The sequence below is a fragment of the Bosea sp. NBC_00550 genome (assembly GCF_026020075.1).
GTDB lineage: Bacteria > Pseudomonadota > Alphaproteobacteria > Rhizobiales > Beijerinckiaceae > Allobosea.
In genome coordinates, this window is sequence record NZ_CP102772.1 from 1,613,243 (window position 1) to 1,636,482 (window position 23,240).

At 65.5% G+C, this 23,240-nt stretch carries 24 protein-coding genes; 6 read left to right on the forward strand and 18 right to left on the reverse strand.

Annotated features, from left to right (window positions below; all coding sequences use genetic code 11):
* Window positions 1–12: 12 nt before the first annotated feature.
* The 5 genes from NWE53_RS07610 to NWE53_RS07630 are packed head-to-tail and all read right to left on the reverse strand — an operon-like array spanning window position 13 to window position 4,271.
* Window positions 13–294, reverse strand: a complete 282-nt coding sequence (locus tag NWE53_RS07610; protein ID WP_265053742.1) for a DUF2160 domain-containing protein — start codon at window positions 292–294, stop codon at window positions 13–15.
* On the reverse strand, window positions 294–1,169 hold the full coding sequence (locus NWE53_RS07615) for a carbohydrate ABC transporter permease (protein WP_265053743.1): 876 nt from the start codon (window positions 1,167–1,169) through the stop codon (window positions 294–296). The genes NWE53_RS07610 and NWE53_RS07615 overlap by 1 nt, the downstream gene beginning before the upstream one ends.
* Complete coding sequence (locus NWE53_RS07620) at window positions 1,166–2,080, reverse strand: carbohydrate ABC transporter permease (RefSeq protein WP_265053744.1); 915 nt, start codon at window positions 2,078–2,080, stop codon at window positions 1,166–1,168. Before NWE53_RS07620 ends, NWE53_RS07615 begins: the two co-directional genes overlap by 4 nt.
* Window positions 2,080–3,159: an ABC transporter ATP-binding protein gene (locus NWE53_RS07625; protein WP_265053745.1), complete on the reverse strand. Its 1,080-nt coding sequence runs from the start codon at window positions 3,157–3,159 to the stop codon at window positions 2,080–2,082. The genes NWE53_RS07620 and NWE53_RS07625 overlap by 1 nt, the downstream gene beginning before the upstream one ends.
* 11 nt (window positions 3,160–3,170) lie before the next feature.
* Window positions 3,171–4,271, reverse strand: coding sequence for an ABC transporter ATP-binding protein (locus tag NWE53_RS07630; RefSeq protein ID WP_265053746.1), 1,101 nt, complete (start codon window positions 4,269–4,271; stop codon window positions 3,171–3,173).
* 1,234 nt (window positions 4,272–5,505) lie between these two features.
* On the opposite strand from NWE53_RS07630, the gene NWE53_RS07635 reads away from it, so the two are divergent.
* From NWE53_RS07635 to NWE53_RS07645, 3 genes are all read left to right on the forward strand, one after another.
* On the forward strand, window positions 5,506–6,996 hold the full coding sequence (locus tag NWE53_RS07635; RefSeq protein ID WP_265053747.1) for an ABC transporter substrate-binding protein: 1,491 nt from the start codon (window positions 5,506–5,508) through the stop codon (window positions 6,994–6,996).
* A 162-nt stretch (window positions 6,997–7,158) separates the two neighbouring features.
* The gene (locus tag NWE53_RS07640) at window positions 7,159–7,920 is read left to right on the forward strand and encodes a class I SAM-dependent methyltransferase (protein ID WP_265053748.1); all 762 of its coding nucleotides are present in this window, start codon (window positions 7,159–7,161) and stop codon (window positions 7,918–7,920) included.
* 227 nt (window positions 7,921–8,147) lie between these two features.
* Window positions 8,148–8,327 carry a Myb-like DNA-binding domain-containing protein gene (locus NWE53_RS07645; RefSeq protein ID WP_038362276.1) on the forward strand — a complete coding sequence of 60 codons (180 nt, stop codon included), beginning with the start codon at window positions 8,148–8,150 and terminating at the stop codon, window positions 8,325–8,327.
* A 525-nt stretch (window positions 8,328–8,852) separates the two neighbouring features.
* Here the strand turns inward: NWE53_RS07645 and NWE53_RS07650 are convergent.
* From NWE53_RS07650 to NWE53_RS07660, 3 genes are all read right to left on the reverse strand, one after another.
* Entirely contained in the window at window positions 8,853–10,646 is a 1,794-nt protein-coding gene (locus tag NWE53_RS07650) for an ABC transporter ATP-binding protein (protein WP_265054840.1), read from the reverse strand.
* Window positions 10,647–10,966: 320 nt separating this feature from the next.
* Entirely contained in the window at window positions 10,967–11,140 is a 174-nt protein-coding gene (locus NWE53_RS07655; RefSeq protein ID WP_265053749.1) for a hypothetical protein, read from the reverse strand.
* Window positions 11,141–11,149: 9 nt separating this feature from the next.
* Window positions 11,150–11,560 carry a rhodanese-like domain-containing protein gene (locus NWE53_RS07660; RefSeq protein WP_265053750.1) on the reverse strand — a complete coding sequence of 137 codons (411 nt, stop codon included), beginning with the start codon at window positions 11,558–11,560 and terminating at the stop codon, window positions 11,150–11,152.
* Window positions 11,561–11,691: 131 nt separating this feature from the next.
* Here NWE53_RS07660 and NWE53_RS07665 point away from each other — a divergent pair, with 131 nt between their 5' ends.
* The gene (locus tag NWE53_RS07665) at window positions 11,692–12,384 is read left to right on the forward strand and encodes a DUF599 domain-containing protein (protein ID WP_265053751.1); all 693 of its coding nucleotides are present in this window, start codon (window positions 11,692–11,694) and stop codon (window positions 12,382–12,384) included.
* Window positions 12,381–12,650 (forward strand): DUF3253 domain-containing protein, encoded by a 270-nt coding sequence (locus NWE53_RS07670; RefSeq protein ID WP_265053752.1) that lies wholly within the window; start codon window positions 12,381–12,383, stop codon window positions 12,648–12,650. Before NWE53_RS07665 ends, NWE53_RS07670 begins: the two co-directional genes overlap by 4 nt.
* Before the next feature lie 2 nt (window positions 12,651–12,652).
* Here the strand turns inward: NWE53_RS07670 and NWE53_RS07675 are convergent, their stop codons facing one another.
* The 9 genes from NWE53_RS07675 to crcB form a co-directional block, all read right to left on the reverse strand.
* Entirely contained in the window at window positions 12,653–13,441 is a 789-nt protein-coding gene (locus NWE53_RS07675) for a YdcF family protein (protein ID WP_265053753.1), read from the reverse strand.
* A 289-nt stretch (window positions 13,442–13,730) separates the two neighbouring features.
* Window positions 13,731–14,234: a lysozyme inhibitor LprI family protein gene (locus NWE53_RS07680; RefSeq protein WP_265053754.1), complete on the reverse strand. Its 504-nt coding sequence runs from the start codon at window positions 14,232–14,234 to the stop codon at window positions 13,731–13,733.
* Between the two features lie 50 nt (window positions 14,235–14,284).
* Window positions 14,285–14,905, reverse strand: a complete 621-nt coding sequence (locus tag NWE53_RS07685) for a glutathione S-transferase family protein (RefSeq protein ID WP_265053755.1) — start codon at window positions 14,903–14,905, stop codon at window positions 14,285–14,287.
* A 19-nt stretch (window positions 14,906–14,924) separates the two neighbouring features.
* The gene (locus NWE53_RS07690) at window positions 14,925–16,925 is read right to left on the reverse strand and encodes an acetyl-CoA carboxylase biotin carboxylase subunit (protein ID WP_265053756.1); all 2,001 of its coding nucleotides are present in this window, start codon (window positions 16,923–16,925) and stop codon (window positions 14,925–14,927) included.
* Window positions 16,926–17,181: 256 nt separating this feature from the next.
* Window positions 17,182–17,631: a hypothetical protein gene (locus tag NWE53_RS07695; RefSeq protein ID WP_265053757.1), complete on the reverse strand. Its 450-nt coding sequence runs from the start codon at window positions 17,629–17,631 to the stop codon at window positions 17,182–17,184.
* Between the two features lie 529 nt (window positions 17,632–18,160).
* Window positions 18,161–18,838 (reverse strand): HAD-IA family hydrolase, encoded by a 678-nt coding sequence (locus NWE53_RS07700; protein ID WP_265053758.1) that lies wholly within the window; start codon window positions 18,836–18,838, stop codon window positions 18,161–18,163.
* 91 nt (window positions 18,839–18,929) lie between these two features.
* Window positions 18,930–19,430 (reverse strand): hypothetical protein, encoded by a 501-nt coding sequence (locus tag NWE53_RS07705; protein ID WP_265053759.1) that lies wholly within the window; start codon window positions 19,428–19,430, stop codon window positions 18,930–18,932.
* A 93-nt stretch (window positions 19,431–19,523) separates the two neighbouring features.
* Window positions 19,524–20,792, reverse strand: a complete 1,269-nt coding sequence (locus NWE53_RS07710) for an RluA family pseudouridine synthase (RefSeq protein WP_265053760.1) — start codon at window positions 20,790–20,792, stop codon at window positions 19,524–19,526.
* Window positions 20,789–21,172, reverse strand: a complete 384-nt coding sequence (gene crcB / locus NWE53_RS07715) for a fluoride efflux transporter CrcB (RefSeq protein ID WP_265053761.1) — start codon at window positions 21,170–21,172, stop codon at window positions 20,789–20,791. The genes NWE53_RS07710 and crcB overlap by 4 nt, the downstream gene beginning before the upstream one ends.
* 164 nt (window positions 21,173–21,336) lie before the next feature.
* Here crcB and NWE53_RS07720 point away from each other — a divergent pair, with 164 nt between their 5' ends.
* Window positions 21,337–21,651, forward strand: coding sequence for a hypothetical protein (locus NWE53_RS07720; RefSeq protein WP_265053762.1), 315 nt, complete (start codon window positions 21,337–21,339; stop codon window positions 21,649–21,651).
* Between the two features lie 102 nt (window positions 21,652–21,753).
* Here the strand turns inward: NWE53_RS07720 and NWE53_RS07725 are convergent, their stop codons facing one another.
* Complete coding sequence (locus tag NWE53_RS07725; RefSeq protein ID WP_265053763.1) at window positions 21,754–23,064, reverse strand: replication-associated recombination protein A; 1,311 nt, start codon at window positions 23,062–23,064, stop codon at window positions 21,754–21,756.
* Between the last annotated feature and the right edge of the window lie 176 nt (window positions 23,065–23,240).

The following is a 23,240-nucleotide window of genomic DNA, read 5'->3' on the forward strand; positions in this document are numbered from 1 at the left end:
CCGTGGTTAGGGTTAGACGAAGCGAAAAACCGTGGTGGCGTAGAGAAACGAAAGGCCGGTCGCCCACCAGAGATCGGCGGCGGTGAGGCCGAGCCAGGCGAGGTGGATGAAGGCCGATCCAAGCAGGCTCAGGAAGAGTCGGTCGCCGCGTGTCGTCGGGATGCCGAGCACGCCGACGCGCTCGAGTTCGGGCCGCCAGATCGCCAGCGCCGTCATCACGCCGAGCAGGCCGAAGAGACCGGCAAAGAACAGCCCGGTCTGCGGTGTCCACGCCATCCATGCCAGATCGGGCATCAGACCCTCCCCAGGGCAAAGCCCTTGGCGATGTAGTTTCGGACGAACCAGATCACGAGCGCACCGGGGATCAACGTCAGCACGCCGGCGGCCGCGAGCAGTCCCCAGTCCATGCCTGCGGCCGAGACCGTGCGCGTCATCGTGGCGGCGATCGGCTTGGCGTTGACCGTCGTCAGGGTCCGCGCCAGCAAGAGCTCGACCCAGGAGAACATGAAACAGAAGAAGGCGGTGACGCCGATGCCGTTGGCGATGATCGGGGTGAAGATCTTCACGAAGAAGCGCGGGAAGGAATAGCCGTCGAGATAGGCTGTCTCGTCGATTTCGCGCGGCACGCCGGACATGAAGCCTTCGAGGATCCAGACCGCGAGCGGCACATTGAACAGGCAATGAGCCAGCGCCACCGCGAGCGGCGTGTCGAAGAGCCCGATCGCCGAATAGAGGTTGAAGAAGGGCAGTGCGAAGATCGCGGGGGGCGCCATCCGGTTCGAGAGGAGCCAGAAGAACAGGTGCTTGTCGCCGAGGAAGCGGTAGCGCGAGAAGGCATAGGCGGCTGGAAGCGCCAGCGTGATCGAGATCACCGTATTCATGACCACATAGGTCAGCGAGTTGATGTAGCCGGAGTACCAGGACGGGTCGGTGAAGATCGTCCGGTAGTTCTCGAATGTGATCTCGCGCGGCCAGAGCGTCATGCCGGAATTGATCTCGGCATTGGTCTTCAGGCTCATCACGACGAGCCAGTAGATCGGCAGGATCAGGAAAATCAGATAGAGGCCGAGCGTCAGCGCGCTGCCGTTGAAGCGAAGGGCGGAGCGCGCCTTCGGTGCCGCTTCGGCTGCGGAAAGTGCCGCGGTCGAGCTGAGGCTGCCCGTCGTCATCGGCCGCCCTCAGCATCCGCCGGCGGGCGCCGACGCTCGACATCGAGATTGGTCATCACCGTGTAGAAGACCCAGCACACGGCGAGGATGATCAGGTTGTAGACGATCGACATCGCCGCGGCCTTGCCGAGATCGAACTGGCCGAGCGCGAGCTTCACCAGCTCGATCGAGAGGAAGGTCGTCGAATTGCCTGGTCCGCCGCCGGTGACGACGAAGGGCTCGGTATAGATCATGAACGAATCCATGAAGCGCAGCAGAACGGCTATGATCAGCACGCGCCGCATCTTCGGCAGCTGGATGAAACGGAACACCGCCCAGCGGCTGGCGCCGTCGATACGTGCGGCCTGGTAAAAGGCGTCCGGGATCGATTTCAAGCCGGCATAGCAGAGCAGCGCCACCAGCGAGGTCCAGTGCCAGACATCCATCACGATGATGGTGATCCAGGCCGCAAGCGGGTCGGCGACGTAGTTGTAGTCGATGCCGAGCCGGTTGACCGTGTAGCCGAGCAGCCCGATATCGCCGCGCGCGAAGACCTGCCAGATCGTGCCGACTACGTTCCAAGGCACTAGCAGCGGCATCGCCATCAGCACCAGCGTCGCCGCCACCTTCCAGCCCTCGCGCGGCATGGCGAGCGCGACCGCGATGCCGAGCGGCACCTGGATCGTCAGGATGATCGCGGAGAACAGGAGGTTGCGCCAAAACGAGTCGCGCACGCGGCCGCCCAGGTCGCTCGACGGGTCGAGCAGTTCCTTGAACCAGCCGGTGCCGTTCCAGAAGAACTGGTTGTTGCCGAACGTATCCTGCACCGAATAGTTCACCACCGTCATCAGCGGGATCACCGCCGAGAAGGCAACGATGGCGAGGACCGGCAGAACAAGGAACCAGGCGCGGTTGTCATAGGGCTTGTCCATCACGCTCTGCCCTCCAGCCGTTCGCCGTCGGCATAGACATGGATGTGATCGGGCTGAAGGATGAGCCCCGCGCTCTCGCCGATGCCGCTGAGCCCGTCGGGCACACCGGCGGCAACCGCGTGTTCTCGCAGGCGCAGGCGCGCAAGCCGGGAGCGGCCGAGATCGTCGATGCGCTCGACCGTGACGGGCACCCCCTCGCCGGGGCGGGCAAGCGTCGCGAATTCGGGCCTGATCCCGATCTCGATCCGTTTGCCGTACGGAATGTCGTAGCTCCGTGGCAACTCGATCGTCGCTCCCGCGACATGGGCGCAGTTGCCCGCGACAGAGGCCGGAATCACGTTCATGCCCGGGGAGCCGATAAAATAGCCGACGAAGGTATGGGCCGGCTTCTCGAACAATTCGTCCGGCCGCCCGGCCTGCACGACCCTACCGTCGTGCATCACGACCACGGTGTCGGCGAAGGTCAGCGCCTCGGTCTGGTCATGCGTCACATAGATCATGGTGACATCGAGCGCTCTGTGAAGCGCCTTGAGCTTGGAGCGCAACTCCCACTTCAGTTGTGGGTCGATGACGGTCAATGGCTCGTCGAAGAGGATGGCTGCAACATCAGGGCGGACGAGGCCGCGACCGAGCGAGATTTTCTGCTTGGCGTCGGCCGTGAGTCCTCTCGCCTTGCGGTTGAGCTCGCCGGTCAGTTCCAGAAGCGTCGCGATCTCGCGCACACGGCCATCGACGGCTCTGGCCTCCATGCCGCGATTGCGCAGCGGGAAGGCGAGATTCTCGTAGACGGTCATCGTGTCGTAGACGACCGGGAATTGAAACACCTGGGCGATGTTGCGCTCTTCCGTCGGTAGGTGCGCGACATCTCGACCGTCGAACAGCACGCGGCCATGTGATGGGATGACAAGACCCGAGATGATGTTGAGCAACGTCGTCTTGCCGCAGCCGGAGGGGCCGAGCAAGGCGTAGGCGCCTCCCTGGCGCCAGGTCAGCGTCATCGGCTTCAGAGCGAAATCGCCCGGTGCCGAAGCGCCTCGCTTATAGGAATGCGCGAGATCGGAAAGCTCGATGCGCGCCATTGAGCGTCTCCTCAAGCAGCCGAGAGGAAGGCTGGCGCGTGAGCGAGCCGCCCGTTGGAATCAAAGACAAAGACAGTCGTCGGGTCGACATGCACCGAGATGGTGGCGCCGGGCTCCAAATCGTGCACGCCCGGCGCAAGCGCCACCCAGCGCACACCCGCGCATTCGACATGGACGAAACTTTCGGAACCGGCGATCTCAGCCACGATCACCCTGCCGTCGAAGCGCAGGCTAGGCCCGGCGGGAACTCGTAAATGAAGATGATGCGCCCGGAATCCGACCTGATAATCCCCGTCGGCTAGCCCGGTGAGCGCTCCAGTCGCGGGAGCGCTCACACCGTCGGGGAGGACGATTTCCGCGCCATTTTTGGTAACAGGCAAAATGTTGAGCGGCGGATCGGAGAAAATGCGTGCCGTGATCAGATCCTGCGGCCGGCGATAGACCGCCGCGCTCGGCCCATGTTGGGTCACCCGGCCCTGCCAGAGCGTGGCGGTGTGGTCGCCCAGCAGCAGCGCTTCCTGCGGTTCGGTCGTGGCGTAGACGACCGTCGCATTCGACATGCGAACGATCTTGGGAAGTTCCTCGCGCAGTTCCTCGCGCAACTTGTAATCAAGGTTGGCCAATGGCTCGTCGAGCAGGACGAGATCGGCGCCCTTGATCAGCGCGCGAGCCATGGCGGTACGCTGCTGCTGCCCGCCGGAGAGGTTGAGCGGCATCCGCTCAAGGAAGGGGTCGAGTTGCATCAGGCGAGCCATTGCTCGCACCTTGCTCTCGATTTCCGCCTTGGGCAGCCCTTTGACCCTGAGGGGCGAGGCGATGTTCTCGAAGACGTTGAGGTTGGGGTAGTTGATGAATTGCTGGTAGACCATCGCGACCGAGCGCTCGCGTACGGCTAGGCCGGTTACATCCCTCTCTCGGCCGCCCTCATCGACCAGGATGCGCCCCGATGTCGGCCTGTCGAGGCCGGCCATCAGCCGCATCAGCGAGGTCTTTCCCGCCAGCGTCGCGCCGAGCAACACGGTCATCGTTCCCGGTGGAAGCCGCAGCGTCGTCTCGTGAATGTGCGTCAGCGCTCCGACGTCGCGACGCACCTTGTCGAGAACAAGACCCACTCCAGCCTCCTTCAAGCCCTCCGGGTTACCGGAGTGTGAACGATCTCATTCATCGGTGCGTCGAGCATTTCCCGCGGTTCGTCCGACCGGCCCATATCCGAATTCGTCCAGCGCTCGTGGTCCACCCGCTGCCCCATTTGCCGGGAGGTGCCTAGCTCGGGTGCACGGAGCCGGTGCCGAACGCTGGCCCGGATTCGATTTTCTCTCGACACCAGCCAGCATGTCAGGAGCCCTCGTATCACAGGTGCGCAGTAGTCAGATGGCGGTTGCGCAAGCCAAGAATAGCGCCAATTGGTCCTGTTCACGAGGGCTTCGAGGTCGGTTGCCGCAAAAACATCCTGACATAATTCCGATCGAGGGAGCGAAGGGCGCGTCGAGGTCCGTTATGCCGACCCTTCAGGATCGTATCCCCCTGCGTCCGACCTGATCGGTGCTGATCGGTGCTGATCAGTGGAAGACGCTAGCGAGTGAGGCCGTTCACAACTGAAATGTGTCAGTTCAGCCTCGGCAGAAGGGTCCGCCCGCAGCCTCTTGTACTCTGAGGGCGATCCCCCCTTCCGCAGGAAATGATGCAGAACCACTACAGCCGCTTCCTTCCGCAGGATAAGGCGCCGCTGGCAGCGAAGATCCTGATCAGGTTTGGGAAGCGGCGGGAGATCGGGCCATCCGGTTGGCATGATAAAAAGCCGAGTCCGCTTACGGGGCATCCACGGAATGTCCGGAAGTGGCGCGACGCGGCCTCAAGTCTCACTTCCCCGAACACGGGGGTCGTTGATCGCCGGCTGCGTCGTCTTCCGAAAGGCAGACCACGCCTCATTACCAAGTCACTCACGCCGCCGGAAGTGGCCCATTCTCGCTCCAGTCGGATACGCCGCGAGCGAGTTAGGGGTTTCACCTTGATCGCTGTGCCGAGCGCTATTCCGCCTGCGATTGTCCCGATTGTCTATAACACCAGCAACCTGCTGGTCGGCAGCATCGGGGAGCGCCTGGCACCGTTGAATATTCAAGGTGGACCGCTCATCGAACGACCGATCACAGGGCTTGGCCTGGAAGACGAATTCTCTCTTCTGAGATTTCAAAAGAGAATTGAGAGATGTCAGGTATGGCCTAACATGCGGCCATGTTTAACTGGATGCTTTGGCGGCAGGGATCTGCGAGCGCGACGCTGGCTCTGCTGAGCGGCTGGCGCCAAGACTAATGGCGCCTTTCCCGGCCGCGGAATGAGAGAAACGTGATGCACAAGTCGTTCGCCTGGTTCGTCGCCGCCACTCTCGCCCTGGCGACGCCCGCCATTGCCGGCGCAGACCGTTTCGTCGTCGATCTCGCGGCCGAGCCCTCAACGCTCGACCCCCAGCTCCAATGGAATCCCGACAGCTATTACGTTTACCGCAACATCTTCGACAATCTCGTCACGCGCGACGACAAAGGCGAGATTGCTCCGCAGATCGCCACGGCGTGGCGCAACGTGTCCGACACCGAGGTCATCTTCACGCTCCGGCCGGACGTGACGTTCCATGACGGCTCGAGGCTCACGGCCGAGGATGTAGCCTTCAGCATCGAGCGAGTCACCGACAAGAGCTTCGCCAGCCCTCAGCGTGGTCAATTCAACAAGATCGTGCAGGCGGCGCCGCTTTCCCCGACAGAAATCAAGCTCGTCACAGACGGGCCCTATCCCGCGCTGCTTGCTCAGCTCGTCAAGCTCTCCATCGTGCCCAAGAAGGTCGTCGGGGCGATGGGCAAGGATGCCTTCAACCTGAAGCCAGTCGGGAGCGGGCCGTATAAGTTCGAAGCTTGGCAGCGCGGGGTCGCCGTGACCCTGAGCCGCAATGATGCTTATTGGGGAACGAAAGGGCCGTTTCCGGTCGCGCTTTTCCGTGCGGTTCCGGATAGTGCCACGCGTCTCGCCAACCTGCAGGCCGGTGCCTCCGATCTTGTGGTCGGACTCGACAGTGACCAGCTCGCCCAGCTCAAGGGCTCACAGCGCGCCAAGCCTTTGACCACTCTGACGGAGCGCCTCGCCTATCTACGTCTGAATCCTAATCGCCCGCCTTTCGACGATCCCAAGATCCGTGAGGCGATTGCGCGAGCCGTCGACAAGCAGGGGATCATCGACGGCATTCTGGGCGGACAGGAGAAGCCGATCGCACAGATGCTCACGCCCGCACATTTCGGCTGGGCAGATGGCATCGGGGGGCTGGCCTACGATCCCGCCCGCGCGAAGGCCCTGGTTGCCGAGGCGGGTGCGGCCGGAAAAATTCCGATTCCGCTCACGACCGCGCCATTCTTCGACCAGCGCGTCGTTCAGGCGATCCAACAGCAACTGCGCGATGCCGGGCTCGACGTGTCGATCGAGCTGATCGATACGCCCAGCTTCCTGCAGCGCACCCAGCGCGGCCCCGTCGAAGCGCCCGTGCTGGCCATCAGCCGTTCGTCCTGCGCCTGTCAGGATGCGGACGGTGCGCTGTACGAGCTCTTCCACGCCGGCAGCGGTTGGACGATCGTCGAGAATAAGGAGGTCGACGGTCTTCTCGATCGCGCTCGCTCTGCCCTCGACCCGGCCGCGCGGCTGGCCGACTATCGCAAAGTTCACGAGATCATCGCTGCCTCGCTTCCAGTCGTCCCGCTCTACCAAACAGTCGCCGGATATGGCGCAGCCAAGCCTGTGCAGTTCACGCCGACACCGAACGAGAGCTTGTTCCTGAACCGGATCCGCTGGACTGACTGAACGCGTCGCGATGCAAACCCGGCGTAGCCAGCAGTCGGCTGAGTCATCGGCCGAGCAAGGTGTGAAACGGCCCGCCGTCGCTATAGAGCCACGAATGTCCGCTTCCGCGTATAGGCTCAATGTCTGGTTGTGGCGCCGAATGGTATGCGGATGAGGATTTCGATGACCGCCGATCCTAGTCCGGCCCATCCCGCCGTCTCGGCTTATCTCGAGGACGGATACGACCGAGTTCCCGGCATGTCCTCGCGCTTCGCCGCTGCGATATGTGCCCGGCTGCTGCGGCTTCAGACCGAACAGGGCGTGAGCGGACCGATCGCAGAGATCGGCGCCTTCGAGGGCCGCTTCCTGATCGCGCTCGCTCATGCGCTGGAACCAGGCGAGGTCGCACTGGCGGTCGATCTTTTCGAGTGGCCGGATGCCGGCGTGCAAGAGCGATTTGAGGCGAACGCGGCCCGCCATGGTATCGGACCCGAGCGCCGCGTCAGCGTGAAAGCCGACAGCGGCACGATGACGCCGGCGGATCTCATCGCGCACGCGCGGGGCGAGCGCCTGCGGCTCATCCATATCGATGGCGAACACTCGCGCGCTGCCCTGGCGAAGGATCTCGCGCTCGCCACCGCCTGCCTGGTCGAGGGCGGACTGATCGTGCTCGACGACATGCTGCACCCTGGCTACCCGACACTCATGGTCGCCGTGCAGCATTTTCTCGACGCCCATCCCGACATCGTGCCGCTATGCCTCATCGATCGCGAAAGCGTCGTGGCCGCGACCAAGTTCGTGCTGTGCCAGCGCCAATGGTTCGAGCGCTACCAGGCGCCGATGCTGACGATCTTCGAAAGCTGGATCTGGCCGATGGGCGCCAATTTCGAGCCGCACTGGTGCCTGGTGCTATCGCAGGACACCCGGCTCGCAGAGATCCGGTGACGCCCGCAACGGAGCCTGAACGCCCGCTCTACGGCACGCCGCTCGATCCAGGGCGTCCCTTCGCCTAGGTTGAAGAGTGTCCGCTGTCGGGCAAAGCGTCAACTTCCGCTTATGGCGCGAGCAGCGGATGGACTCGGCACGCATCCATACGTGTGGCCAAATTCGGCGCGGGGACTGCTATAGATGGCGCGATTGCCGGACATGTCCCGGCAGAGCAGGAGTAGATTGTGACCGAGCGATTTGAACGGCATCGCCAACCCTGGACACATGAGGAACTCGAGAAGCTAAAGTTGCTCGCCAAGAAGGGCATGGCACTGAAGGCGATTTCGAAAGCGATGACCCGCAGCGAAGAATCCATCAAAGATCGCGCGAAACTCGATGGTATCGGGATCGCCAAGCTCCGTTAGGCCGTGCTCAGACTGCGGCTTGCGACGCAAAGCGACGTCCGCTGCGGGACGATGGCGCAACGTCCTTTCTTGGCGATTCTCATGCGTTGTCGAGTTGGAGTACAAATCCGTTCCTCACCTCGGCCAGCACGCCTAAGAAGTCGCGGACAAGCTGCGGTCGCGGGCGCCCTGGCGGAAAGACAAGGTGTTTGCGAAAATGCAAGGCCGGCTCGAAGCGCAACACCTTGAACCCTGACCGGTCGAGCCCGGTGATTGCTGTCGGATTGACCAAGCCGACGCTGGATCTGAAGCCATTGAATCAGGATGCGAGCGAGCCGCTTCCGCCCGGCCCGTGAAGGGCGTGCGACCTCGGTCGCTGGCACCGAAGTGAGCCTTTCCTTCTCCCATCGGGGGAGAAGGTGGCACGGCGGAGCCGTGACGGATGAGGGCAGAACCTCGTTCCAAACAAGAAAAGGGCCGCCTAAGCGGCCCTTCCCTCATCCGTCTGCTCCGCGGACACCTTCTCCCCCAGAGGGAAGAAGGTGACTACGCCGCCAACCCCTTTGCCATTTCGCTGACCTGCTTCTCGAACAGCGCGCGATAGGCGCCGCCCTCGCGGGTCAGCAGGGCGTCGTGCGGGCCTTCCTCGACCACGCTGCCGCGATCGAAGACCAGGATGCGGTCCATGGCCCGCACCGTGGAGAGACGATGCGCGATCACGACCGTGGTGCGCCCCTCCATCAGGCGCTCGATCGCCTGCTGGATCAGCGCCTCCGATTCCGAATCGAGGCTGGAGGTCGCCTCGTCCAGGATCAGGATCGGCGCATCGGCCAGGAAGCCGCGGGCCAGCGCGACGCGCTGGCGCTCGCCGCCAGAGAGCTTGATGCCGCGCTCGCCGACGAGCGTGCCGTAGCCCTTGGGCAGGCGCATGATGAACTCATGCGCGTTGGCGAACTTCGCCGCCTGCTCGATCTGCGCCTGGCTGGCACCCGGCCGGCCATAGGCGATGTTCTCGGCCAGCGAGCGGTGGAACAGCACCGGCTCCTGCTGCACGATCGCGATCTGCCGGCGCAGGCTCTCCTGCGTGACATCGGCGATATCCTGCCCGTCGATCGCGATCCGGCCCGAGGTGACGTCGTAGAGCCGCTGCACCAGCTTGACGAAGGTCGTCTTGCCGGAGCCGGAGCGGCCGACGAGGCCGACCTTCTCGCCGCCACGGATGGTCAGCGAGAAGTCGCGGTAGAGCGGGTCGACATGGCCGCCGTAATGGAAGGTCACGTCCTCGAAGGCGATCTCGCCCGCCGTCACGCCCATCTCCACGGCGCCCTTCCGGTCCGGCACGCCATAGGGAAGATCGTGCATCCAGACGAGCTCCTCCATGTCGTTGACCGAGCGCTGCAGGTTGTGGACGTGCTGGCCGACATCGCGCAGATAGCCATGCACCACCGCATAGGCCGTCAGCACGAAGGCGACATCGCCCGCGCTCGCCCGTCCTTTCAGCCAGAGCCAGATGACGAGGCCGATCACCGCGGCGCGCAGCAGCAGCAGCACCATCAGCTGGCCGGTGCCCGACCAGGTGCCACGCAGCCAGGCGCGCCGCGTCCTGAGGCTCCACTTCGCCATCACGGTCGCGAGGCGCAGATCCTCGCGCGCCTCCGCGCCATAGGCCTTCACCACGGGGTTGCAGGTGATGGCGTCCGCCAGCGAGCCGCCGAGGCGGGTATCCCAGGCATTGCCCAGCCGCGCCGCCGGCGCGACGAAGCGCAGCGAAAGCACAAGCGTCAGCCCGATATAGGCCAGTGCTCCCACCGCCACCACGAGCCCCATCACCGGCCAGTGCCAGGCGAGCAGCGCCGTCATGCCCAGCAGGATGACGAGCGAGGGCAGCAGCGCGATCAGGATCGTGTCGGTCAGCAGGTCGAGCGCCCACATGCCGCGCGTAATCTTGCGCACCGTCGAGCCGGCGAAGTTGTTGGCGTGCCAGTCGGTCGAGAAGCGTTGCAGGCGCGCGAACGCCTCCTGCGCCACATCGCTCATCGTGCGCAGCGTCATGGTCGTCAGCCCGATGAAGGCGAAGTGCCGCCCCAGCACGGTGACGACGGCGAGCGCCATCATTCCACTGAGCGCCCACAGCGCCGCATCGGCACCGCCGACCCCGGTCGCGACCGCATCGACGAGGCGGCCGGCATAGACCGGCGTGAACAGCTCGGCCAGGGTCGCGACGGCAGTGACGCCGGCAACCCAGGCGACCTGCCTGGGCTGGCGCGCCCAGTGTCTGAAAGTAAAGCCGAGGACGGCTCGAAACGGCTCGCGCCGCCCGGTTTGAGTATCGAGAGACAGAGCGTCATTCGGCGCCGAAACGGCAGCCGACTCCGGATCAGGCGGAGGCGACGACACAGCGCCGACTCCAGCAATGGACAATAATCGTTTGGAAAAGGCTCAGGAGACCGCCGGCAGGCGGGCCTCGTGCGAGACCGACCTAGTGCCGGTGTGGTCGCATGGGAGTGACAGCGGTGGTGACGATTACCATTCAGCCCTCCCTTTCTTGAGTTGGAGCCAGATTGCGGAAGATGCCTGATTGTTAGGCAGAGCGCAACCCTGCCCGCCATGCGACCGCTGCACGGGGCGCCTTCGCTGGTTTCAGGACGAAGCCGGCAGGATCACCAGAACAGCGCGACGAGCCGGGCCGCGATCACCAGCGCGAAAGCGGCGATGATCGTGGCCAGAACCTGTTGGCGCTTGGCGCGGTTGGGGAATTGCCTGGACAGCAGCTTGCCCAGAGGCTTGCGGAAGATGAAGGCCGCGACAAGGAGAACGATGACGATATGAGACAAGGCTCGGCCTCAGCCCTTCTTGTCTGTGGCAGCGGGCTCGACCGGCGCGCCGGCCTTCTTCCAGGCGCCGAAGCCGCCGGCGACATGGGCGACGGGTTTCAGCCCCATCTCCTGCGCCGTCTGCGCCGCGAGCGCGAGCGCCAGCCGCCACCGCAGAAGAACACGAAGCGCTTGTCCTCGGCGAAAACCGGCTTGGTAGGGGCTTTCCGGGTCGATCCAGAATTCGAGCATCCCGCGCGGGCAATGGAAGGCGCCGGGCATGCGCCCTTCCCGCTCCAGCTCGCGCGGATCGCGCAGGTCGACGAAGACGACGTCGTCGCGGCCATGGAGCGCCCGCGCTTCCTCGACCGACAGCGTCTCGATCCGGCTCTCGGCTTCCGCGACCAGGGCCTTGTAGCCCTTCGTGATGGTTTGCGGCACGGTCGCCCTCCCGAATCCGCGCGCACCGTGGCGGCTCGCCGCCGCAGCGTCAATGCCATGGCGCTTGCCGCTGGCGCGGCCTCGGCACAAGCTGCTTGCTTCTCCGGCGGGTGAAGTGGCACAGCGACGGCATGCTCGGTTTCAGTAATCTGGACGTGATCGCCCTGGCGTTCTTCGCCGCCTCCTGGATCGGCTATCACTATGCCGTCGAACTCGGCCCTCATGCGGCCAAGACGCTCAACATGCGGATGAACCTGCGCCGCGCCAGCTGGATCAACGAATCGATGAAGCGGGAGAACCGCATCGTCGACACCCAGGTGATGAACGGCCTGCAGAACGGCACCGCCTTCTTTGCTTCGACCTCGCTGATCGCCATCGGCGGCACGCTCGCCCTGCTGCAATCGACCGACCGCGTCGTCGCCATCTTCTCCGACCTGCCCTTCGTCCCGGTGACGCAGCGCGCGGTCTGGGAAATGAAGGTGATCGGCCTCGCCGGTGTCTTCGGCTATGCCTTCTTCAAATTCGCCTGGAGTTACCGCCTGTTCAATTATTGCGTCATCCTGCTCGGCGCCCTGCCGCCTGCATCGGGGCGCAACGAGATCGCGGCGGCCCATGCCGTGCATGAGACGATCGAGATGAACATCGCCGCCGGCCGCCACTTCAATCGTGGCCAGCGCGCCTTCTTCTTCGCGCTCGCCTATCTCGGCTGGTTCCTCGGGCCGGTCACCTTCCTGGCCTTCACCGGCGCGGTGCTGGTCGCGATGTATCGGCGCCAGTTCGCCTCAGACGCCGCACGCGTCTTCAACTATCCGGGCCAGTCATGAGCATCGACCCCGAAGCGATCGAGAGCACGATCCTCGCACTGCTGGAGCAACAGGGTCCGGGCCGCACTGTGGCGCCGATGGATGTCGCCCGCACGCTCGGCAGCGATCATCCCGACGACTGGGGCCCGCTGATGCAGCCGGTTCGTCGCGCGGCGGTGAAGCTGATGAAGGAAGGCCGGCTGCAGATCACCCGCAAGGGCCGGCCGGTCGATCCCGACGATTTTCGCGGCGTCTACAGGCTGTCCCTGCCTGCTGACGCCGCCTGACGTCACGGCCCCGGGAAGAGCTCGTCACTATAGCCCGCCAAACGATAGGCGAGCAGCCCGACCCATTCCTTGAAGCCGTTATCGGCGATCTCGAGCGCCCTGTGCGCCCGGCTATAGGGCCGAATGAAATCGTCGGGCTCGCCTTTGGACCAGTAGTCGACGGGAAAGGCCTCGACCGGAAACCCCGCCTTCCGGAACACGCCGATCGAGCGCGGCATATGCCAGGCCGAAGTCACCAGAAGCCAGCGCTCGCCCGGCTTCGGATCGACGAGGCGGCGGGTGAAGGTCGCGTTCTCGCGCGTGTTGCGTGACTTGTCTTCGAGAACCAGCCGCTTGGGATCGAGCCCGAGCCCTTCGAACAGCAGCTTGGCGCCGTCGGCCTCGGTCTCCGTCGCCTCCGAGATCAGATTGGCGGCTCCGCCCGTGAAGACCAGCTTCGCTTCGGGATGCAGCCGCGCGAGCTCCACCGCCTTGGTCATGCGCGATGCCGCTGAGTTCAGCACGACATCGCCTCGCGCGACGCCGACCGCTCCGCCCAGCACGACAATACCCGTGACCGGCCCCTTCGCCGCATCCTGCTGCGGGAAGCGATCCTCCAGCGGCCGGATGACCGCGCGTGGCAGCGGGCTGAACGCCATCAACCCGAGCGCAAGCACCGACAGCAGGCCGAGCCAGCGCGCGGCACGGGCAAAGCGCGTGAAGGCAAGCAGCGCGGACAGCCCCGCGAGGAGGATGACGAAGTTGACCGGCGAGAACACGAACCAGACTAGCTTGGACAGGACGAAGAACATCAGGGGCTCGCAGGACCGGGGATTGACGGGCCATCACCGCCCTCGCCCGTATAGCCGCAGGCTGAAGCGGCGCTCCAGCATTTTCCGAGCCAGGCCATCGGCCCCGCGCTCACGAAAGCGCCAGGCGCATCCCTCGATCGCTGCGGTTTCGTGGAAAAGGCGTGTCATCCCGGACGGAGCAAAGCGCAGATCCGGGACCCATGCCGGACGTTCCCTCGGACCCCGCTCTGGCATGGATCCCGGGTCACGCCCGGGATGACGGCGTGGTTCCGTGCAGAATCGGCACGCCCTAACGGATGATTTGCGGTGGCGATTGCGGCCGGCGCGCCGTCTGAGGGAGCGCTTTGGCGAGCTCGATGGCGCGCTCGGCGGCCTCGCGAAGCTCGCAGCCGGCCTGGCGTCCAGCCTGCAGGGTTGCGCTCTGCGTAGCACCGTAGAAGGCGCATTTCTGCGCGACATAGCTTTCCCAGGCCAGTTGCACGGCAGCCAGCCGGCTACGCTGGCTGGCATCGAGCGAGCGTCCAGTCGCCTGCAGGGCAAGCGTGAGACGCTCACGCCAGGCGGCCTCCTCGCGCCGGGCGCAGCCCGCCTCCGCGCCGCGCGGATCGCTGCTGGCCGCACGGACACAGGAGACGGCCACCGTGCCGATACAGGCAGAAGGCGAGGCGCCATTGTCGCGCAGGCAACCCGCGAGCGAAGACAAGTCGGTGCGCAGGGTCGGCGCGTCCTGGGCCGCCACGGAAGTGGCGGCAGCGAGAGAGCACAGGAGCAGGACCGCGCGGAAAGCGTTCATGCACTCATCATGACAGCGTAACGGCACGGATCAAGCGCCGCGGCGAGACCTCACGTGATCGGCAACGGCAGCGCGGCCTGCGCTGCCGGACGGGCAAACAGCGTTTGGTACCAACGCTGTACCGCCGGCCGCTCGATTCGCTCGACCGGCATGTTGAGCCAGCGATGCGCACCGCAGCCGACCGTGATGTCGGCAACGCCGAAACGCTCGCCGGACAGGAACGGCCGGTCGGCCAGTTGCGCCTCGAGGATTGCCATCAACTCCTCGGCCCGCTCTACGCCCTTCGCGATCACGTCGGGATCGGTATGGCCCGGCACCTTGCGCACCACGCCCCAAAGCACGGGCGCCAGGGCCGGCTGAAGCTCGGACAGCATCCAGTCCATCCAGCGCTCGGCCTCGGCTCGCCGCGCTGGATCTTCCTCCGCGATCGTCGCGGCGCCGTGGCGGGCCGCCAGATAGCGCACGATGGTGTTCGACTCCCACAGCTTGAACGCGCCGTCCTCGATCACCGGAATCTGCCCATTGGGATTCATCGCGCGGAATTCCGGCGTGTCGAGCCCGCCGAACGGCCCGCCGACATCGATGCGCTCGAACGCCTGCCCGACCTCGCCAGCCGCCCATACGACCTTCTGGACATTGACGGAGCTCAGCCGCCCCCAGATTTTCAGCATGACCAGATCCTGCCTTCGCTCACGCGAATTCCATGATGACGGCATCGACGGCGAGCGAATCGCCTTCCTTCGCCAGGATCTTGGCGATGGTGACGTCCTTCTCGGCGCGCAGGACGTTCTCCATCTTCATCGCCTCGACCATGGCCAGCGGCTCGCCCACCTTGACCTCCTGCCCGAGCGTGACCGCGATCGACTTGACCAGCCCCGGCATCGGGCAGAGCAGGAACTTGCCGGTATCGGCCGCGACCTTCTCCGGCATCAACGCCGCCAGCTCGGCCTCGCGCTGCGTGTAGACATTGGCGTTGGCATAGGCGCCGGCATGGCCGAGCGCGACGCCGTTGAGGATCGAGCGCACCTGCGCCGCGACCTTCACCCCGTCGAGCGTGCCGTGCCAGACCGGCTCGCCGGGCACCCAGCCGCTGACGACGCTGACGCTGCGGCCCGGGAAGGCGATGACGACCGCCCCGCCCTGCTCCGTCACCTCGCCCTCGAAGCTTTCAGCCCCGAGCTGGACGATGCGCAGCCGGTCGAAGGAAACCCGGCGCCAGCCCTCCATCTGCTCGGAAACGTTGCGCTTGCGCTGGTTCATACGGTGGTCGCAGGCGATCGCGATCGCCGCCATGCGCAGAGCCGTCTCGGCCCTCGGCGCCGGCAGGGAGAACCCCTCCGGGAACTCCTCGGCGATGAAGCCGGTCGAGAGATTGCCCGCGATCCAGCGCGGGTGCTGCATCAGGGCCGAGACGAAGGGGATGTTGTGGCGGATGCCCTCGATGGCGAAGGCGTCGAGCGCGCGGCCCTGCGCCTTGATCGCCGCCTCGCGCGTCGGCGCATGCGTCACCAGCTTGGCGATCATCGGGTCGTAGTAGATCGAGATCTCGCCGCCCTCGAAGACGCCGGTGTCGTTGCGCACCGTCGCCTCGCCATCCGGCCCCTCCGCCGGCGGCCGATAGGTGACCAGCCGTCCTGTCGAGGGCAGGAAATTGCGCGTCGGATCCTCCGCATAGACGCGGGATTCGACCGCCCAGCCATCGAGCTTCACATCCGCCTGCGAGATCGCGAGCTTCTCGCCATAGGCGACGCGGATCATCTGCTCGACGAGATCGATGCCGGTGACCATCTCCGTCACCGGATGCTCGACCTGCAGCCGCGTGTTCATCTCGAGAAAATAAAAGGACTTGTCCTGCCCGGCGACGAACTCCACCGTGCCGGCGGAGTCGTAGTTCACGGCCTTGGCCAGCGCGACCGCCTGCTCTCCCATCTTGCGGCGCGTCGCCTCGTCGAGCAGCGGCGACGGCGCCTCCTCGACGACCTTCTGGTTGCGGCGCTGGATCGAGCACTCGCGCTCGCCGAGATAGATGACGTTGCCGTGCTTGTCGCCCAGCACCTGGATCTCGATATGGCGGGGGTCGACGATGAACTTCTCGACGAAGACGCGGTCGTCGCCGAAGGAGGATGCGGCTTCGGACTTGGCGCGGGCGAAGCCCTCAGCCACCTCGGCCGAGGAATGGGCGATGCGCATGCCCTTGCCGCCACCGCCGGCCGAGGCCTTGATCATCACGGGATAGCCGATCTCGTCTGCGATCGTGACCGCATGCTCGGGGTTCTCGATGATGCCGAGGAAGCCCGGAACGGTGGAGACATTGGCCGCGGCCGCCGCCTTCTTCGATTCGATCTTGTCGCCCATCGCGGCGATGGCGCCGGGATTGGGGCCGATGAAGACGATGCCGTTATCCTTGAGCGCCCTAGCGAAGGCCTCGCGCTCGGAGAGGAAGCCATAACCCGGATGCACCGCCTCGGCGCCGGTCTGCTTGCAGGCCGCGACGATCTTGTCGATCTGGAGATAGGATTGGGCGGCAGGCGCCTCGCCGATATGGACGGCTTCATCGGCCATCTCGACATGCAGCGCATCGCGATCGGCATCCGAATAGACCGCCACGGTCTTGATGCCCATGCGTCGCGCCGTCTTGATGACCCGGCAGGCGATCTCGCCACGGTTCGCGATCAGAATCTTCGAGAACATCCGCGGCATCTCCCGGCTTCAGACGAACTGCAATAGCCGGGGTCTATGGGATGCCGCAACTGCCGTCCACCAATGCGAAAGTCGGCTACAGGCCAAGCCGTTGTGCAAGGATGCACAGGCCAGGGCGCCGGGCCCTATCAGAGGGAGTGCCTACCCGGCACCGTCATGCCCGGGCCTGACCCGGGCATCTCGCGCAGGAAGGGCCTCCCTCTTCCGGCCGGAGATTCTCGGGGCAAGCCCGAGAATGACGCCCGGCTCAGCTCGCGAGCAGGACCCGCTGCGCGCCGCCGCTGGCGGCCCGCGCCACATCCTTCGCCGCCCCCTTGGCGAAGGCGAAGGCGAGCAGCGCTTCGTCGCAATGCTCGGCTTCACGGGCGATCTCGAAGGCGATGCGTTGCGCCGTCGCGGTCGGCCCTTCGCCGGCCGAGAGCGTCGTCACCAGCCAATGCGCCTTGTCGCGGTCGATCACGCCGGTCGGGCGGTTCTCCCAGACGGCGAAATCGACGACCAGCGCCACCAGGTAATCGGCGTAAGCCTTGCAGCTTTGCGGCACGGCACGATCGAGTGCGATGAGCACATCGATAATGTCCCGTGTGGTGACGATGTCGATCAAGATGTCACGCTGAAGCATCTTGACGTCTTCTTCGTCGATGACGCGACGATCCATCACGCGATCGACGAATTCACGAAGCTCATGATCCATCATGTTCGAACCCCTGTCCGGCGTTGTTTTATGCCGGTACGTTCCTGCTGTGGGAACACCATGCACCTCGCCTCGGCAGCAGGTGGTTAACGCGCAAATCTGAACGGATATTCAGGTTAAACAGAGCTGAGTCGTCTTGGTTGCGAGTATCTTACACACGCCTCGGTGCCACCTCGAAAGCGGGTGCGCATCGCGCGAAACTCGCCTCGCATCGACGCGCGTTTCGTCAGGTCCAAAAGCCATCGTGAAAGTCGCATACGATGCCGCTACGACGCCCTTGAGCATCGCCCCGAGAAGCGGGGAATGCGGTTTTCGGAAAGCCGGCGCTAGATCAAAGCCCTACGGCATCAGCCGCATACGGCATTCGGTTCCCTGCTGCAGAGTCTGCTTGTTTTCGCGGAAATGCGAGCCATCCCCGACCGAGCGAAGCGCGGATCCGAAACCATGCCCGAACCTTGAGCGGATGCGCTCCGCCATGGCTCCCGGGTCAAGCCCGGGATGACGCCATGGTTCCGTGCAAAATCAGCGTGCCCTAGGCCGGCACAGGCTCGGCCAATCCCAGCACGCCCGGCAATTCGCCGAACTCCCGCAGCGCATGGCGGGCGCCGAGTGCGACGAGGCTGTCGACCGGCTGGAAGCCCCAGGACACGGCGACGGGCACCACGCCGGCCGCAACTGCCATCTCGATGTCGAAGGAGCTGTCGCCGACCATCGCCGTGCGCTCCGGCGCAGCCCCCGTCTCGGCCATGGCGCGCTGGATCATACCGGGATGCGGCTTGGACGGCGCATCGTCAGCGGACTGCACGGTGTCGAAAAGATCCTGCCAGCCATGCCGCTCGACGATGAACTCCGCGCCCTTGCGCGACTTGCCGGTGGCGATGCCGAGCTTCAGCCCGCTGTGCCGCTTTAATTGCGCCAAGGTCTCGGCGACGCCGGGAAACAGCGGCTCGTCGAGCGAGGCATCGGTTTGGGCCTGCAGGCGCATCGCGCCGAAGACCTGCCGGTAGGTGTCGGTCAGCAGATCGTCGGGCTCTTCGAGCCCGGCCAGCCGCGCCATCGCGATGTCCAGCGTCAGCCCGACGATGCCGAGCCCGGCCTCGCGCCCCGGATGCGGCCGGCCGCAACGCTTGAAGGTTTCGTACTGCGCGCCGAGGATGATCGCCTCGGAATTGATCAGCGTGCCGTCGAGATCGAAGATGATGAGATCCATGACGGCGCTTTAGCGCAGATAGCCCGCCCAAGCCATTGCAGCCCCGTCATGGCATCGTCCCATCGCCGCGAGGCAGTCCGTCGCCCGGCCGTCAGCCTTTGACCTCGCGGGCGCAAGCGTCCACGGCCTTGCGCAGATCGGCGCCGTCCAGCCCCTTGGCGCGCGCATCCTTGCGACATTCGGAGCGCTGAGCGAGATCGGGGCGCTTGGCGTTGAAGCAGGCCGTCAGGGCCGCAACCCGCTCCGGTCCCTCCAGCTTGCGCGCATCGACTTCATCCTTGCAGGCGGTCCGCGCCGCCACCGCCGTCGGCTTGCCGTCGCGCGTGACGCCGTCCTGCGCATAAAGCCGCACGCCCGGAAACTTCGCCTGCATGCACAGGCGCATGGCGGCGCGCAGATCGTCGCCCGACAGCGCGACATTCTCGGACACGCAATCCTGCCGCGCCTTCGCGCGCTCGGTCCGCGGTATTGGCTCGTCCGAAGTCGCCGCAACGGCCGTGGCCGAGGTGGGTTTCGCCGGCGCGGCGGTCTGCGCCTGTGCGGTCGCGGCAAAACCGAGAAGGAAAGCGGAAACGATCAACACCGAACGCATGGTCAGCCCCCTGAGATGACGAGAACATAGTTAGAACAGAAAGCGTTTTGTTCCGCAACTGTTCTCTTACGTTTCGTCAGCTCGGTCCGCGGATCATTCGTCCGGGGCGTTCACGATCGGGTCGTAATGCTCGTCCTCGAAGCCGAGCAGGTTCCAGCTCTGGCGCATATGCGGCGGCAGCGGCGCGCTGACGTCGATCGTGCCCTTGCCGCGCGGATGCGGCAGCACGATCCGCCGCGCCAGCAGGTGCAGCTTGTTCTGGATGCCGCCGGGCAGTTCCCAGTTCTGGATGTTGAAGTATTTGGGGTCGCCGACGATCGGGTGGCCGATATGGGTGGTGTGCGCGCGCAGCTGGTGCGTGCGCCCCGTCACCGGCTTCAGCGACAGCCAGGCGAGTTTCTGCGCCGCAGTCTCGACCACGGCGTAGTAGGTCACGGCATGCATAGCGCCGTCCTCGCCATGCTGGGCGACGGCCATGCGCTGGTCGCCGTCATAGGCCTCCTCGCGCGCGAGATAGGTCGAGATTCGGCCCTGCTTCACGCGCGGCACGCCGACGACCAGCGCCCAGTAGACCTTGCGGGCCGAGCGCGAGCGGAAGGTCTTGGCGAGCGTCGCCGCCGCGAAGCGCGACTTGGCGATGACGAGGCAGCCGGCCGTGTCCTTGTCGAGCCGGTGGACGAGGCGCGGCTTCTGCCCGTCCTTAGCCGTCAGCGCTTCGAGCATCTGATCGACATGGCGCGTCGTGCCCGAGCCGCCCTGCACAGCGAGCCCGGCCGGCTTGTTGAGGACCATAACGTCGTCGTCTTCATAGAGCGTGATCGAGCGCAGGAAGCCGATCGTATCGGCGTCGCCCTTGGCCGAGCGCGGGCGCTCCGACTGCTGCTCCAGCTTCAGCGGCGGGATGCGGATGGTCTGCCCCTCGCTGAGCCGGTCCTTGCTGTCGGCGCGCTTGCCGTCGACGCGCAGCTCGCCCTTCCGGACGATACGCTGGATATGGCTGAACGAAAGCTGCGGGAAGCGCGACTCGAGGAAGCGGTCGATCCGCATCTCGTTCTCGTCCGCCGTCACCACCAGCTGCTGCACGCCGGTGGAGAGCACCTGCGCCGTTTCGGCCTTGACCTGCGCCCGTGTCGGCTTGGGGGGCTCCTCCGTGCGCCGCACGCTTGGTGCCCGCTGCGCACGCTCCTCGCCCGCCGCCGGTCGTGCCGCCGCCCGCCGCCGCGCATCATGGCTCGGCCGCTTGCCGCGGGGCGCGCCCGCGGATGGCGGCTTGCCCCCGCGCGCGGAGCCTCCGGTGCCCTTGCTGCCCGGGCCTTTGCCGCCCGGGCCTTTGCCGCCCGTGCCTTTGCCGCCAGCCCTCATGACAGCCCCCGCACGACAGCCAACCCGCCGGCCAGCGCCGCTAGCGACACCACGACCGAACCGATCACATAGATGGCCGCCAGCATCGCGTCGCCGCGCTCCCAGAGCAGCACGGCATCGAGCGAGAACGCCGAGAAGGTTGTGAAGCCGCCCAGGATGCCGGTGGCGAGGAACAGGCGCAGATCCTGCGGCGCGCCCTCCCCGGCCCTGAAGGCGAACCAGCCGGCGACCAGCCCCATCAGGCCGGAGCCGAGGATGTTGATGGCCATGGTGCCATAGGGAAAGCCCATGCCGAGCCAGCGCGGTGTAAAGACGTTGACGCCGTGGCGCAGCACGCCGCCGATGCCGGCGCCCAGAAAAACGAGTGAAGTGGAAATCATCCTTGTGGAATAGAGCGGGCTGCCGCCACGCACAAACGAAATCCGCCGCAATTGGCTGCACTTCTCCGCCGGCCTTGCATCGATACGGCGGGGCGGCAGAGGCGGCGGATATGGATGTACGGAGTTTTGCGATCACCGGCGCGTCCCGGCGGCTTCTGCGAGGGATGGCTCTTCTGGCCTTCTGCGTCTCCGGCAGCGCAGTCGCGATAGCCCAACAGGGTAGCGCCTCGGACTGGCCGACCGAGAAATGCAACCGCTACAAAAAGGCTTACGAGCAGTCCTTGAATCGGCAAGGCAAGCAGGGCCTGAGCCCCGACTTCCTGGCCAGCCACGAGGCCTTCCTCGCCTCGAACTGCCAGGCCCGCGCCGAGGTCTGCGCCCGCAGCAAGGAAGAACTCGACCTCGCCAACAGGCTCGTGCTGATGGCGATGAACAGCGGCATGTCCGGCACCTTCCTGCCGTTCAACTGCCGGAAGTGAGGTCCAGGCGGCGTCAACGCCGCCGTTCCCGGTCGAAGCTCGGCGGAGAAACGGGAATCCCGGAATGAGGAATGGTCGGAACAGGCCCGGCCATGACGAGCGTTACCCCTCGCCACGCTCCTGGCGCAGCCGCTCCCAATATTCCAGCCGCTTGCGGATCTCGCGCTCGTAGCCGCGCTCCGGCGGATCGTAGAAGCGCTGCCGGCCCAGCGCGTCCGGCCAGTAGTTCTGCCCGGAAAAGGCGTCCGGCTGGTCGTGGTCATAAGCGTAGTCGGCCCCATAGCCCTCCTCGCGCATCAGCTTCGTCGGCGCGTTGAGGATGGTCTTGGGCGGCATGAGCGAACCGCGGTCCTTCGCGATCCGCACTGCCGCCTTGTAGGCGGAATAAGCAGCGTTCGATTTCGGCGCCGTCGCCAGATAGATCACGCAATTGGCCAAAGCGAGCTCGCCCTCCGGCGTGCCGAGCTGCTCATAGGTCTGTGCGGCCGCCCGCGCATGCATCAGGGCCTGGGGATCGGCGAGCCCGATATCCTCCACCGCCATCCGGACCAGCCGCCGCGCCAGGAAACGCGGGTCTTCGCCGGCATCGAGCATGCGCGCGAAATAATAGAGCGCGGCATCGGGATCGGAGCCGCGGATCGTCTTGTGCAGGGCCGAGATCAGATTGTAGTGGCCGTCCTGCGCCTTGTCGTAGATCGGCGCCCGGCGCTGTATAACCTCCGACAAGCCGGCTTCGTCGAGGATCTCGCCGGGCTTGGCCGCACGCCAGATCTCCTCTGCCAGCGTCAGCACCGCGCGCCCGTCGCCATCGGCGAAGCGCGCGAGCGCCAGCCGCGCTTCCGGCGTCAGCGGCAGCTCCCTGTTCTCCAGCACCTCCGCGCGGCCGAGCAGAAAGAGCAGCGAGCCCTCGTCCAGCGATTTGAAGGTCAGGACGCGCGCCCGCGACAGCAGCGCCGCATTGAGCGCGAAGGACGGGTTCTCAGTCGTCGCGCCAATCAGCGTGATCGTGCCGTCCTCCATGACGGGCAGGAAGGCGTCGAGCTGAGCCCGGTTGAAGCGATGGATCTCGTCGACGAAGAGCAGCGTGCCCTTGCCGCCCAGCCGGCGCCCACGCGCCGCTTCGAACACCCGCTTGAGATCGGCGACGCCGGAGAAGATCGCGCTGATCTGCTCGAAGCCGAGATCGACGAGGCCGGCGAGAAGTCGCGCCACCGTGGTCTTGCCGGTGCCGGGCGGGCCCCAGAAGATCAGGCTGCCGACAGAGCCGGAGGCGACGAGCCGCGTCAGCGCGCCGTCCGGCCCGGTCAGATGCTCCTGCCCGGCGACCTCGGCGAGCGTCGTTGGCCGTAGGCGGTCGGCAAGCGGGCGGGGACCCGACTTGTCGAGCCCCGAGGCGGAGAAGAGATCGCTCATGGCTGGGAACCACAACCGTCATTCCGGGGCGCTGCGGAGCAGCGAGCCCGGAACCCATGAACACGGCTCTTGTTCATCGAAGTCCCCACCGTCCCGCCATTTCCACAATCGTCCGGTGTTCATGGATTCCGGGCTCCTCGCTCCGCGAGGCCCCGGAATGACGGCATGGATCAACC